Annotated in this window: 22 protein-coding genes; 8 read left to right on the top strand and 14 right to left on the bottom strand. The window is 50.6% G+C overall.

Annotated elements, in window-relative coordinates; translation table 11 throughout:
- Positions 1 to 2: 2 nt before the first annotated feature.
- The 5 genes from der to ACNA05_RS08180 all read right to left on the bottom strand — a co-directional run bounded on the left by der (position 3) and on the right by ACNA05_RS08180 (position 6,519).
- A complete protein-coding gene (gene der, locus ACNA05_RS08200; RefSeq protein ID WP_415810965.1) occupies positions 3 to 1,454 on the bottom strand; it encodes a ribosome biogenesis GTPase Der in 1,452 nt (483 codons plus the stop codon).
- A gap of 12 nt (positions 1,455 to 1,466) precedes the next feature.
- Positions 1,467 to 2,930 carry an outer membrane protein assembly factor BamB family protein gene (locus ACNA05_RS08195; RefSeq protein WP_415810964.1) on the bottom strand — a complete coding sequence of 488 codons (1,464 nt, stop codon included), beginning with the start codon at positions 2,928 to 2,930 and terminating at the stop codon, positions 1,467 to 1,469.
- A complete protein-coding gene (locus tag ACNA05_RS08190; RefSeq protein WP_415810962.1) occupies positions 2,927 to 3,739 on the bottom strand; it encodes a tetratricopeptide repeat protein in 813 nt (270 codons plus the stop codon). The genes ACNA05_RS08195 and ACNA05_RS08190 overlap by 4 nt, the downstream gene beginning before the upstream one ends.
- Before the next feature lie 149 nt (positions 3,740 to 3,888).
- Positions 3,889 to 4,707, bottom strand: coding sequence for a 3-methyl-2-oxobutanoate hydroxymethyltransferase (gene panB, locus ACNA05_RS08185; protein ID WP_415810961.1), 819 nt, complete (start codon positions 4,705 to 4,707; stop codon positions 3,889 to 3,891).
- Positions 4,708 to 4,749: 42 nt separating this feature from the next.
- Positions 4,750 to 6,519: an acyl-CoA dehydrogenase gene (locus ACNA05_RS08180; protein WP_415810960.1), complete on the bottom strand. Its 1,770-nt coding sequence runs from the start codon at positions 6,517 to 6,519 to the stop codon at positions 4,750 to 4,752.
- 176 nt (positions 6,520 to 6,695) lie between these two features.
- Between ACNA05_RS08180 and ACNA05_RS08175 the strand changes: the two genes are divergently transcribed.
- Positions 6,696 to 7,172 (top strand): c-type cytochrome, encoded by a 477-nt coding sequence (locus tag ACNA05_RS08175; RefSeq protein WP_415810958.1) that lies wholly within the window; start codon positions 6,696 to 6,698, stop codon positions 7,170 to 7,172.
- Here the strand turns inward: ACNA05_RS08175 and ACNA05_RS08170 are convergent.
- Positions 7,147 to 7,992, bottom strand: a complete 846-nt coding sequence (locus tag ACNA05_RS08170) for a hypothetical protein (protein WP_415810957.1) — start codon at positions 7,990 to 7,992, stop codon at positions 7,147 to 7,149. The genes ACNA05_RS08175 and ACNA05_RS08170 overlap by 26 nt on opposite strands.
- A gap of 96 nt (positions 7,993 to 8,088) precedes the next feature.
- Here ACNA05_RS08170 and ACNA05_RS08165 point away from each other — a divergent pair, with 96 nt between their 5' ends.
- Complete coding sequence (locus tag ACNA05_RS08165; RefSeq protein ID WP_415810956.1) at positions 8,089 to 8,871, top strand: NAD kinase; 783 nt, start codon at positions 8,089 to 8,091, stop codon at positions 8,869 to 8,871.
- Here the strand turns inward: ACNA05_RS08165 and ACNA05_RS08160 are convergent.
- Positions 8,868 to 9,998, bottom strand: coding sequence for a DUF2336 domain-containing protein (locus ACNA05_RS08160; RefSeq protein ID WP_415810955.1), 1,131 nt, complete (start codon positions 9,996 to 9,998; stop codon positions 8,868 to 8,870). The two genes, ACNA05_RS08165 and ACNA05_RS08160, sit on opposite strands and share 4 nt — an antisense overlap.
- A gap of 300 nt (positions 9,999 to 10,298) precedes the next feature.
- Here ACNA05_RS08160 and ACNA05_RS08155 point away from each other — a divergent pair, with 300 nt between their 5' ends.
- The 6 genes from ACNA05_RS08155 (at position 10,299) to ACNA05_RS08130 (ending at position 13,161) form a co-directional block, all read left to right on the top strand.
- On the top strand, positions 10,299 to 10,679 hold the full coding sequence (locus ACNA05_RS08155) for a hypothetical protein (RefSeq protein ID WP_415810954.1): 381 nt from the start codon (positions 10,299 to 10,301) through the stop codon (positions 10,677 to 10,679).
- A 1-nt stretch (position 10,680) separates the two neighbouring features.
- Entirely contained in the window at positions 10,681 to 10,968 is a 288-nt protein-coding gene (locus ACNA05_RS08150; protein ID WP_415810953.1) for a hypothetical protein, read from the top strand.
- Position 10,969: 1 nt separating this feature from the next.
- Positions 10,970 to 11,278, top strand: a complete 309-nt coding sequence (locus ACNA05_RS08145; protein ID WP_415810952.1) for a hypothetical protein — start codon at positions 10,970 to 10,972, stop codon at positions 11,276 to 11,278.
- Positions 11,279 to 11,596: 318 nt separating this feature from the next.
- The gene (locus ACNA05_RS08140) at positions 11,597 to 11,908 is read left to right on the top strand and encodes a hypothetical protein (RefSeq protein WP_415810951.1); all 312 of its coding nucleotides are present in this window, start codon (positions 11,597 to 11,599) and stop codon (positions 11,906 to 11,908) included.
- Complete coding sequence (locus tag ACNA05_RS08135) at positions 11,892 to 12,125, top strand: Lar family restriction alleviation protein (protein WP_415810950.1); 234 nt, start codon at positions 11,892 to 11,894, stop codon at positions 12,123 to 12,125. The genes ACNA05_RS08140 and ACNA05_RS08135 overlap by 17 nt, the downstream gene beginning before the upstream one ends.
- A 181-nt stretch (positions 12,126 to 12,306) precedes the next feature.
- Positions 12,307 to 13,161, top strand: coding sequence for a DUF3800 domain-containing protein (locus ACNA05_RS08130; RefSeq protein WP_415810949.1), 855 nt, complete (start codon positions 12,307 to 12,309; stop codon positions 13,159 to 13,161).
- A 127-nt stretch (positions 13,162 to 13,288) separates the two neighbouring features.
- Here ACNA05_RS08130 and ACNA05_RS08125 read toward each other — a convergent pair whose 3' ends face one another.
- From ACNA05_RS08125 to ACNA05_RS08095, 7 genes are read right to left on the bottom strand one after another with little or no spacing between them, the layout of a single operon-like run.
- Positions 13,289 to 13,582, bottom strand: a complete 294-nt coding sequence (locus tag ACNA05_RS08125; RefSeq protein ID WP_415810948.1) for a hypothetical protein — start codon at positions 13,580 to 13,582, stop codon at positions 13,289 to 13,291.
- Positions 13,545 to 14,012 carry a hypothetical protein gene (locus ACNA05_RS08120; RefSeq protein ID WP_415810947.1) on the bottom strand — a complete coding sequence of 156 codons (468 nt, stop codon included), beginning with the start codon at positions 14,010 to 14,012 and terminating at the stop codon, positions 13,545 to 13,547. The genes ACNA05_RS08125 and ACNA05_RS08120 overlap by 38 nt, the downstream gene beginning before the upstream one ends.
- A complete protein-coding gene (locus ACNA05_RS08115) occupies positions 14,009 to 14,557 on the bottom strand; it encodes an N-acetylmuramoyl-L-alanine amidase (protein ID WP_415810946.1) in 549 nt (182 codons plus the stop codon). The genes ACNA05_RS08120 and ACNA05_RS08115 overlap by 4 nt, the downstream gene beginning before the upstream one ends.
- A 2-nt stretch (positions 14,558 to 14,559) precedes the next feature.
- Positions 14,560 to 14,886 carry a hypothetical protein gene (locus ACNA05_RS08110; protein ID WP_415810945.1) on the bottom strand — a complete coding sequence of 109 codons (327 nt, stop codon included), beginning with the start codon at positions 14,884 to 14,886 and terminating at the stop codon, positions 14,560 to 14,562.
- 60 nt (positions 14,887 to 14,946) lie between these two features.
- Positions 14,947 to 15,498, bottom strand: a complete 552-nt coding sequence (locus ACNA05_RS08105) for a hypothetical protein (RefSeq protein ID WP_415810944.1) — start codon at positions 15,496 to 15,498, stop codon at positions 14,947 to 14,949.
- Positions 15,485 to 15,859, bottom strand: a complete 375-nt coding sequence (locus ACNA05_RS08100) for a hypothetical protein (RefSeq protein WP_415810943.1) — start codon at positions 15,857 to 15,859, stop codon at positions 15,485 to 15,487. The genes ACNA05_RS08105 and ACNA05_RS08100 overlap by 14 nt, the downstream gene beginning before the upstream one ends.
- A 50-nt stretch (positions 15,860 to 15,909) precedes the next feature.
- The gene (locus ACNA05_RS08095) at positions 15,910 to 16,245 is read right to left on the bottom strand and encodes a hypothetical protein (protein ID WP_415810942.1); all 336 of its coding nucleotides are present in this window, start codon (positions 16,243 to 16,245) and stop codon (positions 15,910 to 15,912) included.
- Positions 16,246 to 16,253 lie beyond the last annotated feature (8 nt).

The following is a 16,253-nucleotide window of genomic DNA, read 5'->3' as shown; positions in this document are numbered from 1 at the left end:
AGCTATCTGTTGCGCCGACTATTTTCTCTAAGTGGTTCCATGCCCTGCTTTCGGACCGTATTATCATAGGGGTTTTCATCCGCTTTGACATAGAGACGAATGGGTATTCCAACTAATTCAAAGTCTTCACGTAATCCATTGATAAGATAGCGTTTATAGCTCTCCGGAAGCTTTGTTGCACGGGAGCATTTCAAAACAAATGTTGGCGGCCGGGTCTTGGTCTGACTAATATATTTCGGCTTAATGCGCTTGCCGTTCACGGCGGGCGGCGGGTGACGCTGAACTTTTTCAACCAACCAGTCATTTAGCTCTGACGTCTTCACCTTAGCGGACCAATCAATCTGAACCCGTTCGATCGCTGGCAGAAGACGGTCCACGCTTTTCCCTGTAAGGCCGGAAAACATAATGACCGGAACGCCTTTCAATTGCGGTAGAAGGCGCGCGGCCTCTTCTCGGAGATATTTGGCCATTTCTGATTTGTTCTCGACCAGATCCCACTTGGTGACGCCAATAACCAGAGCGCGGCCTTCGCGTTCACAAAGGTCGGCAATTTGCAGGTCTTGCTTATCGAATGGTTTTTCGGCGTCCATGAGCAGGACGACGACCTGCGCGAATTTAATCGCACGTAGGCTATCCTGCACTGAAAGGCGCTCTAAAGTCTCTTGCACTTTGGCTTTCTTGCGCATTCCGGCAGTGTCATGAAATTGTACCCGGCGGCCTTGCCAGACGAAATCAATGGTGATTGAATCTCGGGTAACTCCGGCCTCGGGCCCTGTTAGCAATCGGTCTTCACCGATAAGCGTATTGATAAGCGTCGATTTGCCTGCGTTTGGGCGTCCAACTATGGCAATTCGGACTGGCGCTTCAGATTCGTCGATAACCTCATCTGGCATGTCGAGCTTCACGCCTCGAAGTGCTAGCTCAATCGCATCGTCAAGATCAACAAACCCGATATTGTGCTCAGCAGCCACTTCAATTGGGTCCCCCATACCGAGAGAATACCCTTCCGTCACTCCGACATCTCCGGCACGGCTTTCGCACTTATTCGCCACGAGAACGACGGGTTTACCTGTCTTGCGCACAAATTGCGCGAATGTACGATCTAGCGGCGTTACGCCGTCCCGGGCGTCATAAACAAACAAGCAGATATCAGCATCCATGACGGCGGCTTCCGTCCGCTCGCGCATTCTGGCTTCAAGGACATCGCCTTTGGCCGTCTCAAACCCAGCCGTATCCATCAAGGTCAGGTCATGCCCGCGCATTTTGGATTTAGTTTCACGGACATCCCGTGTCACTCCAGGCGTATCATTTACGATAGCAAGAGCTTTCCCTGCCAACCGATTGAATAAAGTAGATTTTCCGACATTGGGGCGGCCGATAACAGCGATCTTGGCAGACCTTTTCTGACCTGGATCTTCGTCTTTCCAATCATCATCTTTGGCGCGGCGCACCATAACAGGTCCTGACTATCTTAGAGCGATGAGCTTAGCGTCATCGGTCACGACATAAATCGTTTCATTCGCAATGATGGGCGAAACGAATACATCGCCACCCACTTCACCCCTGCTCATGATATTTCCATTTTGAGGGTTCAGAGTAACCGTTTCTCCACGTGATGACGCCATGAAAAGACGCCCTCCGGCCATTATCGGTCCCGACCAAACAATGCGCGTTTTCCGTTTTTCGGGGTTTTTGAAAGCATCCAGCTGTTGAAGCCAAACAACAGAGCCATCAAGCTTTGAAAGACAGACAACCTGTCCTTCTGTCGTGACGGCAAAAACAAAATCCCCAACAATAAGAGGAATGCCAAGCGTTCCGGCAGGCTGACGCCAAATACGTTGTCCCGTACGGAAGTCAAAAGCGCTCATGACGCCGCTCTGCGCAGAGGCTATAACATAGCCGTCCGCGACAGCCGGACCACTCGAAATATCATTCAGAGAAGCCAACGGTGTCAAACGCGCATTTGAACTCAGTGAGTCTTGCCACAAAACGCCGCCATTCTGAACGCGTAAGGCGACAATTTCACCTGAAGAAAACGGCGCGAGAACGACATCATCAACGACAGCAGGGGCAGGAGATGTCAGCATACGGGCACTTTCAATAATACCCTGATAGGTCCAAAGCACTTCGCCTGTATTCGCGTTAAAAGCATAAAGTTCATTATCGTCAGAAATGACAAACACACGCCCGTTATTTGCCACGGGGGCAGAATGCATAGGCACACGGGCTTCATATTTCCACTTTTCAGTCCCGGTAGAGGGATCTAGAGCTGCAATAGCGCCTAACCCTGAACTTACAAAAAGAGTGCCTCCGTCAAAGGTAACTCCTCCGCCGACACTTTCTTTATCTGTGCCGGAATTATCCCGGAACAGAGCTAAAGGATTTCTGATCCGTTCAATTATTCCTGCACGGCCTTCACGCGTGCGTTCCCGTTCAGAAACTTTGATCTCATAGCTCCAGAGTTTATCCCCTGTTGTTTCACTTACCGCAGTGACTTCATTATCTCCGTCCATCGTGTAGATCACACCATTAACGATAATGGGGGACGCGACCACTCGGGTTTTTCGCCCTGATCCTTTCCCAATGTCTTTGGACCAGACCTTGGAAAGAGAGCCCGAAGCCGCTGTATTCTGCACCACATGAGACGCGTTCCCGCCAACCTGAGGCCAATCCGTATTTACATATGCCGGAGGCAAACTCACTTGGTCCGGCGTTACCGTGCCTGATACACTTAGTGAATCCGAAAGTTCGAGAATGGAAATGCGTTCATTTTCTCCTGCAACGTCACCTTGCTCAGCACGTTTTTCAGCATCTGTTTTATCAAACGGGTTGATAGCGTCTGTTACGCTAGAAAGCGTAGAACAACCGCTCAACAAGAGAGTAGTCAATGCAAGAGCAGACAGTTTTGTCCGGGCAGTCAAATTGCTCACGGGGCGTCTCCGGATTCGGTTTGGTTCGTTGGTTCTGGCGCGGCCTCAGCTGGCTCTAACGCATCAGTTTCTGTTTCATTAGGCGGGGGTAGAGCGGCGCCGCTCTCCGAAACGTCGTCCCCAGAATTTGGCGTGACAGGCTCTGGAGCCAGCGCCTCACCTACTTCAGCCGCTGGAACAAGGGTCAGGAATTGTCCCGCGCGCTCGGCGATTGAGGGCGGGACCCCCGGAATACTTTCCAAGTAAGTAAATTCTTGTCGCGCTGTGTTCATATCGCCCGTTTGATAAGCGACAAACCCGGCCAGCTCCCGCGCCAGAAACTCATAAGGCGCATCTTTTGCAGCCAAAGGGTCTAGACGGGCCTGAACGTCCGCATACGCACCCTGATCGGAAAGAATGTAGGCTGCTTTGAGTTTCGCAAGGTCTTTATGTCTGGCTAGCTTAAACTTTTCCGCCGCCTGATCATAGAGATCAACGGCCTTAGCTGAGTCGCCTCCCTCTAATTCAACGGCCGCTGCCCGCATCAAAGAAAGTCCGGCATATCCACTCGGGGCTTTTTCAGAAAGAGCGACAAAAGAAGAAACAGCTCTTTCTGACTGTCCATCTGCCGCCAAATCAGAAGCACTGACATAGCTCGAAGACGCGGCCCGCGCCATGCGGTCGTCACTGGATTTACGCCATTCCAGAAACGCGGTTCCCGCAATGATAAGCGCAATTACCGCCGCAATCGCCGGTCCATATTTTTTGAGGAGTTTATTATAGTCGTCCTTACGGAGTTCTTCCTCGACTTCATTGATAAAATCGACCACGGCGACCTGTTCTCTTGCTAATGCCGCGAGTCAACGCCGGCTTACTCTTAAAATCCGGCGGAACCTATCGCTTCGACCCGCCCGCCGCAACAGCAAAGGGCATTAACAGGGCGTAAGCTAACCAGGTCCGCCACATTGATATTTAAAGGTTATTTTTTGAAGTGATAAACGTTTTCCATGCGAGGAAAACTGCGGTCTTTCACGTTCGACGCATATTCAGACGCGGCCTTTTCAACCAAGGCTTTCTGATCCGCAAATTTGTGGACAAATTTCGGCACGCGATCGAACAGGCCGAGCATATCGGGCGTGACCAGTATTTGCCCATCACACTTCGCCGAAGCCCCAATCCCGATTGTAGGAATAGAAACAGCTTCCGTGACTTTATCGGCTATATCTTCAGAGACGCCCTCAACAACAACGGCGAAAGAACCTGCCTCGGCGGCGGCTTTTGCATTCTCTACAATCTCATTGGCAACAGATTCCCGTCGGCCGCGCGCGCGAAAACCTCCCAACACGTGATGACTTTGCGGACGTAGTCCAACATGGCTCATCACCGGAATACCGCGTTCAACAAGGTATCGAATAGTTTCCGCCGCGTAAGAGCCGCTCTCAATCTTGATTGCTTGGCAGCCGGTTTCCATCATCATACGCGACGCATTTTGAAAAGCCCGCTCTTTACCATCTTCATATGAGCCAAAAGGCATATCCACCACGACTAAGGCTTTCTGAGAACCCCGCATCACCGCTTGCCCGTGTAGAATCATCATTTCCATTGTCACGCCGACAGTGGAATTCAGTCCGTGAATAACCATCCCGACACTGTCCCCCACCAGAATCAAGTCGCAATACTCATCCAAAATGGATGCAGTCGGCGCATCATACGCTGTCAAACAGACGATAGGGTCACCGCCTTTTCGCGCCGTAATCTCCGGAGCAGTCATTCGTTTAACGTGGTTTTGTGCTGACATAGTAAAAGCCCTATCCGTTCGGAAACGCTATACGCGTCAAGCCTATAGGTCTGCAAGCTGACTCTCGGGAAAATCAAACAAGGCTGAAGCGCCTGCTTGGACTTGCGCGAGCGCGGCATTTGCTTCGGGTAAGATCGCAACCGCGTGATAGCGGGCAAGACTTGCCATAGAGGCTGTAAGTTCGTCTCCGGACTCAGCTCCCTTCACAACGGACTTAAGAAGAAAGGCTCCGGAAATAACGGACGCGCATAGATTTAAATATGGCATTGCTACGCTGAGCGCCTCTTTATCATCCGCCTTTAGAACGATGTCTGTCGCGGTAGAAAGCGCCTCTATGCCTTTAGTGAGTGAGGCTGTGCACTGGCTCAAGCCCAACTTGTCCGCAGATGAACTCCCCTCTGCAAGCGACTGAATTTGCTTAAGGTCTTCAATCAACCTTTTCATCGCCTCGCCGCCATCTCGGCGAAGTTTACGTCCAACCAGGTCAATTGCCTGAATTCCATTTGTACCCTCGTAAATCGGGGCAATACGTGCGTCGCGGTAATGTTGGGCCGCACCGGTTTCCTCAACGAAACCCATTCCGCCATGCACCTGAACGCCAATAGAGGCGACTTGGACGCCTGTGTCGGAGCCATAGGATTTAATAATGGGCGTCAATAGAGCTTCGCGGGCGTGTGCGGTTTTCGCAACATCCGCATCTTGGCTGGCAAAAGCCAAATCTGAAGCCGCGGCTGTAGCCATCGCGATCGCCCGGGCCCCCATAAGGCGGGTTTTCATTTCCAGAAGCATGCGTCGAACATCAGGGTGACCTAAGATTGGGTCGCCCGCTTCGCCTTCAATGGGCACGCCTTGCACGCGCTCATTCGCGTAATCTAGAGCGGCTTGATAGGCGCGTTCACCGATTGCGACCCCTTGCACTCCAACAAAAAGTCGGGCCTCATTCATCATCGTAAACATACAGGCGAGACCGCGATTAACCTCTCCCACGAGCCAACCTGTTGCGCCGTCAAATTCCATAGTACAGGTCGGGGAGCCGTGAATGCCTAGTTTATGTTCCAGCCCTATAGGTTTGAATTTATTGCGTTCTCCAAGAGATCCGTCTTCATTGACAAAATATTTGGGGCAAAGAAAAAGGGATATGCCCCGCGATCCTTCGGGAGAATCGGGTAAGCGCGCCAGAACTAAATGGATGATATTATCGGCGCAATCATGATCGCCCCAAGTAATATAGATTTTTTGTCCTTTAAGGCTGTAAGTTCCGTCGCCGTTATCAGTCGCTTTTGTTCGAACCGGCCCCAAATCGGATCCAGCTTGAGGTTCTGTCAGGCACATGGCCCCGCTCCATTCGCCTGTCACCATTTTAGACAGATATATCTCTTGAAGCTCCTTAGACGCATGGGCGTGAATGGCTTTGGCCGCGCTGGACGTCAGCATCGGGCAGAGGCCAAAAGACATATTGGAGGCGTAAATCATCTCATTGGTCGCAACACTCACTACGCTCGGAAGGCCCATTCCGCCAATATCTTCGGGCGTAGCGAGTGTTTGCCAGCCGCCCTCTACAAAGGCCTTATATGCCTCTTTAAATCCCGGTGACGCCGTCACGTCATCGCCTTTGAGCTGCGCCGGAGACTGATCGCCGTCCCAATTTGTCGGGGCTATCACATCGCTGGAAAAAGCCGCCGCCCCGGCCAGAACGTCACTAACCAACTCTTGGCTCGCATCTTCGAATTGCGGCAAAGCGCGGAGCGCCTCCATATCCACGCTGTGACTGAGCAAAAACTGCATCGCTTTCTGGGGCGGATGAAATGTCATAAATTCTCTACTCTTTGTTTTCGCTCTCCTTTTAGCAAAAAGAAAGCCTTCTAATTGTCATAAGTCATGCCACATCACAGCAAAGCCGATAAGAGGCGCTTTGTCACATTCACATATAGCGCATATACGTTTTTGTTCGACTTGATGAAATTCAAAGGAACTTACAGGAATTAACGATGACATTTCAGGCGAAACTTCCGACCCTTTGTATCTCCCTTCTCATCACAGCTGCTTTGCTTTCCGGTTGCGGAGACAAGGAAACAACTGGGTCAGCAAGCCAATCAACGCCAGTCGCGACTAAAAAGCCCATGACGCAGATGGAAAGAGGTCGAATTATTTTTAAACGCTGTCAGGCCTGTCATACTCTAGGGCAAGACGAAATTCACAAGGTTGGCCCAAATCTCCACGGCCTCTTCGGAAGTGTTTCGGGTGCAAAACCTGACTTTAATTATTCAAAAGCGATGAGCGCCTCTGATATTGTCTGGACAGATAAAACTCTCGATACTTTTTTGATCCGCCCTAGCGACTATATTCCAGGCAACCGGATGAGTTTCATCGGATTAAAGAAGGAAGAGGACCGAGCAGCGGTTATCGCCTATATGAAACAACATACCAACGGGATAGAATCTAAAACTTCCGCCAAATCCCCGTAAACAAACCAGTTTCCTTAACGAGATTCCGTCCCGCAAGCGTTTGTAGTGCGCCGATCTGAATATATTGATTGGGTCTAATTTTATAGGCGATAGATAGCTCTAACTTGGCCTGTTTTGTGCTGGGAACGATAAAATTGCCGTTTCTCTGTTCCTGAATATCTAACCCGTATAATTGGGCCAGGCCCATCCACTTGTCATTCGGCTTTATTCCGGCCGTCAGATCGAGTTGCCACCGACTGATATCACTACTTTTCAGGTCATAACGCGTTCCCAGTTGAACGTCATAAAACCAAACCCATCTTGGGTCTTCGCCAGATTTAAGAGATTTACTTCGCCCGAAGAGCGCCCTCACCTCAATTTCATTGTTGCGGCCGCCAAGGTTCAGTCGAGGGTCATCAAGCCCGCCGTCTAGGACATAGGACGCCAGAACAGAGGCGGCCAAACCCTCTTTCCGTTTGATCTGATACTGCAAGCTCAGTTTCGTCTCTTCGAAATCAGCGAAGTCAACGTCACTTCCGGCGCCTTCAAAATCAATGAATTGATACCCGGTCTGCCCGACCATCATTATATTTTCGAATAAGCCAAACTCCAGATAGAGGCGCGTGTCACTTTTGGTAAAGCTTTGCAGCTCAACACTATCGCCTTCACTACCTATGAGTGTATCGGCAGAGCTATAAGCCCCCGTTAGGATAAGCTGGGCTTTGCCAGGCTTTAACGTCCAGGCACTCGCCGACGCCTCAACATATCCGAAAGCAGGTATCAGTCCGGAGAGAGTTAGAAACAAAGCCCTTTTAACAAAATTACAATAACACTTTGACATCAACACCCCCTCTCAAGTTTTTAATCTTTGCAACATCCTCAGGTCAAATGATAAGAGATAATCAAATGAACCGGAAAGGGCCTGAACTCAAACGCAATGGCCGACACAACATTTCAAAAACTGGCCTTTGTCGCCAGTCAGAAACCCGACGCTCAAAGCGCCCTTAAAACTTTGACGGAGCGTTACGGCAACGTGGATGCCGCAACAGCAGACGCGATTATTGCTTTGGGCGGCGATGGATTCATGCTGGAGACATTACGGCGGCATACGACTTTGGTGCAGCGCGGACTGCCTGTTTACGGCATGAACCGAGGCACGGTCGGGTTTCTGATGAATGCTTATTCAGAAGAAAGCTTGTTGGAGCGTCTCTCTGCAGCAGAAAAAACGACTGTACGTCCGCTGAAAATGATGGTGGAAGCTAAGGGCGGGCGTTTCGAAGATCTGGCCTTTAACGAAATCTCTCTCTTTCGTCAGACGCAACAGGCCGCACATATATCTGTGACTGTAGATGGGCATGAACGACTCGAGAAACTAATTGCCGACGGCATTCTGGTCGCAACTCCAGCAGGCTCGACCGCTTATAACCTGTCCGCTCACGGCCCTGTTGTTCCTTTAGGCTCCCGTATTTTAGCGCTTACCCCCATTAGTGCTTTCCGACCGCGTCGTTGGCGTGGGGCTTTACTAAACGCCAATGCCACCGTAGAATTCAAGGTGCTGGATCCGCTCCGCCGCCCGGTTTCAGTTTCCGCTGACAATCAAGAAATTCGTAATGTGACCTATGTGAAAGTGCACGAGGATCGCGGAAAAAAGCTGAACCTCTTATTTGACGCCGATCACGGGCTGGACGAAAAAATCCTGCGCGAACAATTTTCGACTTAATCGCTTTTTCGTTGATCCGATTCGAGACCGTCCAAAATCCCGTAAAAATAGTCACTATCAGCTTCCGATAGTTCAATTGGCAGCGTCAAAATTCGTTCCAGCATTTTGACTTGAAATTCATGCGCGGAAAGTTTTCCACCTGACATTTCAATATCATTGTAGAGCTTGAGAGCTTCCCGCATAAATCGGGTTTGGGGTTCTTTGAACCCCGCTTTCGCACAGAGACCACGCAATGCAAATGGCCCTGTATCATGGAGCATAAGAACAACTTTTCTGACGCTTAAATCTGCCAGGGCAGCAAGGCAATAATGAACGAGGCTTACCTTACCAAGCCCCATAGCTCTGAGTGTCAATTCAGGACTGAGACGCCCATTACATTTCAAAGCGGAAACGAGATCTCTGAGCGTCTTTTCAGAAAAATGCTCATTGGTTAGTCTGACGAGAGTTCTTTCGTGGGTCTCCCGTCCGATTCTGTTCGAATTTTCCTTAGATAGTGACTTTCTGCGAAATAACCTATCTGCGATGTCTTCCGCAGAGGCCGCCACAAGTTTCTCCACGACAAGCATCGGCATTGACGCTCTATTTAACATAGCTTGCCGGATAATGTCGTCTTCACGGTAGGTCTCAATCATCGCTTGCGCGGCTTCGTCCGACAAATGGAGAGTGTCATTGGCGGCGAGCGTGCGGCTCGACTGGGCGTCTCCTGTCTCTATCAAACTCAAGATGATGCGGTTGGATAGATCTTTACGCGCCGCGACAGCCCTCACCTTTCCCACCATTCCTGACTTCAGAACAAGCGAAAGATCAGCCTCTGTCAGTAAAGGAGAATGCGTAATCAATGGGACAGCAATCGAATCGATGTCTTCGATCAATCTCGACAAAACCGGTCTAGGAATAAAGGGAGAGTTCCTAAGTGTAATCGCCAAAGAACGACGAACCAATTCGGAGACGTCCTCACTGATGACTTCAATTAAGCGATTTGCGTAATCTCTTTCGCCTTCGGTAAGGTTGGGGTTCTGAATAACTTTAGATAGACGCATAGTCGCGTGGCTGCGCTTTTCAGGGTCAGCGTCATGCACAGCCTGACGGGCATCTTCAGTCTTAATGCGGTCTGTATCTTGAAGCATGCCCTGATTTATCCCGAACAGGGTTAATCAGTCGTTAGGACATGGAAAATTAGCCTTAATTTCAGGCATATTTGACAACCGGGGTTGCCACCATAGCTTGTCAAATAGGTTTGAAAAATGGTACCGCCTCTTGGTCTCGAACCAAGGACCTCCGGTTCCACAAACCGCGCACAAACTTAATAAAAACAATGAGTGTTCCGATATTTTGAGCGCTGATTCGGGCGGAACAAATCGTGAAAGTTGGAACAAATCAGTTGTGATCGAGTGCATCCGCTTCCTCGGTATTACGAAGGTGAGAACGTGAACGACGAGGCTCATGCAATGATGATGGCTTTAATGGGGTCGATGGTGCTTGGCCTCGGCATGGGCGGATTTAATCGTTACGGCGAGATAGAGTCTCGACCTCGTTCTCCAAACCAAATTTATAGCCGTCCAATTGGCCCTCCTACTTTGGCTCAAATAAGAGCGAAAGAGGCGAGAAACTTGCGCGACTGGGGGCGCGAGGTGCGGCGCACCTTGGCTGTCAGGCTGCCCGTCCCTGCATCTTATCCGCCAAACCCAAATGAAACCAGACAGATGCGCCGCGCAAGAGAGCGCTCTGAGAGCAAAGCTTGGGAATCACACCTCAAGAGACTGGATCGGGCGGCTTCTTCCCCACCGCATTTACAAAAAGGAGAGTGACGTGAGCTTATCACCGACTGAAATGCATGAGCAAATTCAGCGCCGCTTGGAATCCGCACAGGAAGGGCTAAGTCGAATCATGCCAAAGGCTAAAGAGCGCAAGCTGACTGTGGGTAAATATGAGGCGTCCAACTGGACTCACCTTGAGCAAGTTTTGTCTGATGCAGATGAGTCCTGCCCACGCGCCGCCGATACTATTCGATGGCTTATTTGGTGGAAAGCGCTCGACCTTCAGACCCTTGCGTATCTTTTAAGTGATGTTGAATCCTCCCCCACCAAAGGAACCTAACATGACAGAGAGAAAACCGTTATTCGTCCCGCTCAAAACAAAATACTATGAGCAGTTTGAGGCGGGCGTGAAGGTATCTGAAATGCGTCCTTATGGGCCGCGCTGGAATGAGCGCACTTGTTTTGTCGGGCGCCCCGTCACTCTATCTAAAGGGTATGGCAAGCAAAACCGTATTTCAGGCGTGATAACACGTTTCCGCCGCACGACGCCCGAACATCTTGGAGCCGCGCAAAACGACTGGATCGCCGTCTATGGCGAAGACCGAAACGATGTTGCCGAGATATTTATAAGAACGGAGCTAAGTCAATGACCGACTCATACACCGCCGAATCCCTTTAGCCGCCTTCTACGGGCCCTATCTCTTACGCTTTCTAGTTTGCGCCAATCACTGAGGCTCAAAAACTGTAAGGGCTGTTTGGTTCGGGCAACGTGTCTGTTCAATTCTATCATATATAAGTTTGGGATTGGGTCTTTGGTCATGGGTACTTCCTTTTTGTTTTAGGAATTACCTCTTGCCAGAAACCTTCAGACGCTCACACGCACCGCTCGTTGGCTATTGAGAAGCGGGTCTGGTTTTGTATATGATGTCCAAATGAGCCATGGAGAAAGATTTCGCCACGAGATGTACGTGACCCGTCAAAAGATGGACTATCACAAGATCAAGGCCGAGAATATCGGCAAGCGCCTGCAATTCATCGAGGGCGCGTTAATCGTAATGCTGGCAATTTTCTTTTCAAATATCGGGATAAGGTATTTCGGCGGCAACTATCCGGAATGGGTCATCGTGTTGGGCGGGGCGTTACTGGGAGGTCTCATTGGCTCGACCGTTCCCAAGCCTATCCTGAAATCTTATCACAAACGCATGAACGTCCGCTATCTTCGAAAATATTTGGCGATGGAAAACCTTTTGACAGGAACGTCTAATGACAATGCCGAATAGCGCGCGGCCGTCGCCTTGCCCTTTCTGCGGCGAGGCGAAACACTCGATTGATCTGGATGTCGTGACCGGGTTTGTGCGGGTGAAGTGCCTCAATTATGAGTGCCACGCGCAAGGACCGAAAGTGATGTTGCCCACGCGGATAAAGGACAGCGCTCACCCCGATGTGCCGAAGTTTGAGGCGACCGCGATTGAGCGATGGAATAAGAGATCTAGTTAGAAAAATGAAGCCAGACCCATGTGGAGAATAGGAAATCTGTATATATTTTTTATTAGACGGGCTCGACACTGAGGGTAATTTCTTCATAAATACGAAGCCCACAGCTAGATTCGGGATGGAAAGCCACACTTGCGAAGCTAGAGTTTAAATTGTCGCAATTTGAGGACTCCAACACCCGCCAATGTCTCACACACGATATATAATATACTGTGATGAATCCGACGCAAAGGGTCGGTTCTATTCTAATTTCTACGGCGGCGCATTAATCCGTGCCGATCGGCAATTTGCAATTGAGCAAGAACTGCAAGCTAAAAAAGATTTTCTAAACGTCTTTGAAGGTGAAATGAAATGGGAAAAAGTAACCCCTCACTATAAAGCCAAGTATATTGATTTCTTAGAGACCTTCTTTGATATTATTGAAAGGGGAGACCTCAAGGTGCGGATCATGTTTACGCACAATCAAAACATCCCGAATTTGCAGGATTATCAGGTCGGAAACGACTACTTACTCCTTTATTATCAGTTCATCAAACACGCGTTTGGACTACGCTATTCAGTGCCTCAGAACGGATCTGCATCGGCAATGGTTTTGCTTGACGATCTTCCGAGCGACCAAAAAAGTATTGATCAATTCCGAACATATCTATCTGATTTATCAAACTACCCGGTCTGGTCGCGCGCGAAGTTCAGTATCGCATTCGAGGACATTACAGCCATCAACTCTAAAGGTCACAATATTCTGCAGGGGTTGGATATCATTCTAGGCGGAATAAACTCTCGACTTAATGAAAAGCACACGAGAGTAGTGCCGCCAGCCAAAAGGCGAAGCAAAAGAGCGCGGGCGAAGGAAGAGGTTTACGCTGTTATCAAAAGACGGGTTAAGAGGCTTTATCCAAATTTCAATTTTGGAACGGGCACGGGAACGCCTGGCGGATTAGAGGACCGATTTAACCATCCGTATCGTCATTGGCTGTTTCTTCCGAACAATTCGACGCACGACCCGAACAAAACGAAAAAAGCTTCTAGGAAAAAATGATGCCCCATCGGTTCCTACGTACGACCAACTGCACCGCAGGAGGCTTCGGAATCGACAGGGCATCCCATATATAGCTCGATATATAAGAAGTAAATAATGTTTTTCTTTAAGATTTCATAAAAGAAAATCAATCTTTCCGCTTCCCAAACAGCTGTTGATACCAGGGCTTAGATCGCCTCGCTTCATTATTATTCAACTTTTGTACTAGCGCATCTATCTCCGCCGCACGGGCCTTTTCCGCCTCGACAATCGTTTCTTCTGAAAACTCTCTTTGCTTCACCGCCCCAACCAATTCCGTCAGCCGCGTCCGGTGAACCGCTAAGTCAGCGCCGAACTTTATGGCCCGCTCCTGGAGGGACGGATAATCGGTAGCGGGCGGCACGTCACTCAGCGGGGGGATAACCAGCAAGTCTGGGCTCACTTTCGCCGCGCTCCTCGCGTCCGGCTTCGTCACCACCGAATAAGAGACGATCGAGCTGGGTGTGCTGCACCCGCCAATCATCAGGAATAAAACCGGGGCAGACGTCAACATTTTTCGCATTTTTCAGATCCTCTTTTAGTTGAAAGACTTGGCCTTCCAGTTCCGCGATCGTGCGGATGGCGGCGTAGTCGGTTTTGACAATGGTTTGGGTTTCACGTTCGATGACGGCGGGAACTTTATCGGCACCTGCCTCTATCTCGGCTTCGCCTTTTTCAGAGCGGTCCTCGGCTTCGTCAACGCCTGTTTCCCATTTTTCTCTTTCAACGGACTTGCCGTATTTATAACCAGCAAAGGTTCCAAGAGAGGTCATGCCCAGGGCACTGAGAGAAACGATGGCGACAAGGCCGCCCGTGATTTGAGAGCCAATCACGGCAGCACCTCGCCTGTTTCCCACCAATACTTGACGTCAAAAGAAGGACAGGCCGTCGCTTTAGTGTCTCTATGTCCGATAATCTTGGCGGAAGGGTAATGGACAAGTTGCTCTTCCAGGACTTTCCGAAGGGTGGAAAACTGCGCCTTGGTGAAATTGGCTTCCGGCCCATGAGATTCAGACAAGCCGCCAACCATCATTATTCCGAGTGTGTTGGTGTTGTGGCCAGAGGCGTGGGCGCCATTGCGGTCCACAGGTCGAAGGCTTTCGAATGAGCCGTCGCGGTGAATAAAACCGTGATAGCCGACATCCGTCCAGCCTTGCTCAACGACGTGCCATTGATGGAGGTCGGCCTTCGAGACTTTCCGGTTTGCTTTCGTCGCGCTCGAGTGGACAATGATCGTATGAATGGGTCTTTTCGATTTTCGCAAATATGACATTGCAGGCTCCTTGGGTTCGGGATGGGGAATAGGGTCGCGGGAAGCGAAGTTCCCGGTTTTGTCGCCGCCAAACGCGATAGAGAGAAAACGGATTATCCAGTGCATGGTCAGGCGCGGGGCGTCATGTCTTTGGAGGTCTGATATTTCAGGCTCATCTTACCGTCCGTGACAGTCAGGCCGAATTCGACCAACAGGGCGTCACGCTGCCCCGCGAATTCCTTTAGGCTCTCAGGCGCGCGGTCGAGGCCAAGACGAAACACATCATCGGGGCCGGGATTGTCGACCAGGGACGGGACGCAAGTGGCGAGCGGATCATGCAGCCGCAGATCCCGCTCAATATAGCGCGCCGCGCTGAACAGAGCGCTTCGGTCAAAGCGCTGGCCGAGGAGAACCTTCTGACAGGTCTCCAATGCGCGGATGTTAAAATCAGACATGGATATCTCCATTAAAAAAGCCCCTTGCGGGGCAGGCGAAATTTAGCGGTAGAGAAGAATTTAGGGCCTTACCCTCACGTTGACGGAGGGCGAGGTGTAGCGGAGCTGCGTTCCTGGGCTTGTTGCTTTAAATCCATCTGCCGCCTGACACTTCACTCTGGCCGTGAAGAACAGACGGTATTTCCCCGCCGGGGCCGCTTCGGGAATTTTGTAGGTTACGACCTGCAAGGACTGACCTTCGGGCCACCCCGTTTCGCCGTTTCGCAAAGTGTAATTGACCGGGCCGACCATTTTGATTTTGACAGTGCCGGCGCAGCCAGGCCTTTTACGAACCGTAAAAGACGTCGGGATTTCGTCTCCAGCCGCCGCTTCGTACCGCATCGGCTTCATGTCGAGAATTTCCATGTACGGCTTATTATGATCATCAAAGACCGTGCCATCGACCAGAGGCAGAAGGCGGTCATAAATCCCCCAGAAAACCACAGAGAGAGAAATCGCGAAGACCGACCGGACAATTGTCCGGTCGGGAAACTTATCATTCCCTAGAACCCAGAACAGGCCGAGGGCAGACACAATCAACGCGAGCAAGCGGATTAAATCAATTAGGGTCACTTTGACCTCCTTTTTTGCGGGCATAGGCCAAGAGCGCGTTAATCACTGCGTCTTTGAACCCTTCGCCCTCACTCATCCCCCTTCCAATTTTTATTGTGATGCGTGTTATGAAAATGCCGAATATCCCGACCAGAAAGCCAAACCCCAAAAGCACATCGCGGTTTTGGGCGTCCACAAAAGGGACGATGTTGGCTAAAAACGGCCCGACAAACACGGCGCAGAGAAACCCGACGATAACAATCTGCAAGGACTCAAAATGCGAGGCAGGCTTCTTCGCGATAATGTGCGCGACGCTTCCGGCGATTCCCGCCACGCCGATCAGCAGCTTGAGCAGGACGCCTTCGAGAGAGGTAATATTCATCGGGTCACGCTTTTAAATAGAGTTTTAGGGTCATCGATAGGGAGGGGCCGTTAGACCTCTTCCGGGTTAGACGGGTCTGCCACCGGAACTGAATTGCGGGCGTCTACTCTTGCCTTGACCTTCTCGGCGATAGCGAACGCCTTATCCGTGGATTTGAGCCACATCTCAGAGTAGGATTTCTGCACAGCATCGGGATTGCCCGAATGGCTCACCTCTCGGTGAAAGGCCCTCATTTGCATGAAGATGAGAGGGTTGGCCTCTATCAAAGCCAAGGCATCCAGACAGGCCTGTTCGAGCCTCGCCGGGTCGAAGTCCTGCGACTGCCGCGCCTGCCAATCCGCGTCATTGGCTTCGGCGCGGGCTAATCTTTCTTCTTCTTCGGTCATGGGTTACT

This window comes from Litorimonas haliclonae (assembly GCF_965138505.1).
GTDB lineage: Bacteria > Pseudomonadota > Alphaproteobacteria > Caulobacterales > Maricaulaceae > Litorimonas > Litorimonas haliclonae.
Note: the sequence above shows the minus strand (reverse complement) of the source record. Positions and strands in the feature narration are given on the sequence as shown.

Excerpts from the sequence above, each read along its gene's own strand:
- ACNA05_RS08170 (WP_415810957.1), bottom strand. The coding sequence starts at position 7,992 with ATGTCAAAGTGTTATTGTAATTTTGTTAAAAGGGCTTTGTTTCTAACT.
- ACNA05_RS08135 (WP_415810950.1), top strand. The coding sequence starts at position 11,892 with ATGACAATGCCGAATAGCGCGCGGCCGTCGCCTTGCCCTTTCTGCGGC.
- ACNA05_RS08110 (WP_415810945.1), bottom strand. The coding sequence starts at position 14,886 with ATGTCTGATTTTAACATCCGCGCATTGGAGACCTGTCAGAAGGTTCTC.
- ACNA05_RS08180 (WP_415810960.1), bottom strand. The coding sequence starts at position 6,519 with ATGACATTTCATCCGCCCCAGAAAGCGATGCAGTTTTTGCTCAGTCAC.
- panB (WP_415810961.1), bottom strand. The coding sequence starts at position 4,707 with ATGTCAGCACAAAACCACGTTAAACGAATGACTGCTCCGGAGATTACG.
- ACNA05_RS08145 (WP_415810952.1), top strand. The coding sequence starts at position 10,970 with ATGACAGAGAGAAAACCGTTATTCGTCCCGCTCAAAACAAAATACTAT.
- ACNA05_RS08165 (WP_415810956.1), top strand. The coding sequence starts at position 8,089 with ATGGCCGACACAACATTTCAAAAACTGGCCTTTGTCGCCAGTCAGAAA.
- der (WP_415810965.1), bottom strand. The coding sequence starts at position 1,454 with ATGGTGCGCCGCGCCAAAGATGATGATTGGAAAGACGAAGATCCAGGT.
- ACNA05_RS08115 (WP_415810946.1), bottom strand. The coding sequence starts at position 14,557 with ATGCACTGGATAATCCGTTTTCTCTCTATCGCGTTTGGCGGCGACAAA.
- ACNA05_RS08130 (WP_415810949.1), top strand. The coding sequence starts at position 12,307 with ATGTCTCACACACGATATATAATATACTGTGATGAATCCGACGCAAAG.
- ACNA05_RS08175 (WP_415810958.1), top strand. The coding sequence starts at position 6,696 with ATGACATTTCAGGCGAAACTTCCGACCCTTTGTATCTCCCTTCTCATC.
- ACNA05_RS08100 (WP_415810943.1), bottom strand. The coding sequence starts at position 15,859 with ATGAATATTACCTCTCTCGAAGGCGTCCTGCTCAAGCTGCTGATCGGC.
- ACNA05_RS08095 (WP_415810942.1), bottom strand. The coding sequence starts at position 16,245 with ATGACCGAAGAAGAAGAAAGATTAGCCCGCGCCGAAGCCAATGACGCG.
- ACNA05_RS08160 (WP_415810955.1), bottom strand. The coding sequence starts at position 9,998 with ATGCTTCAAGATACAGACCGCATTAAGACTGAAGATGCCCGTCAGGCT.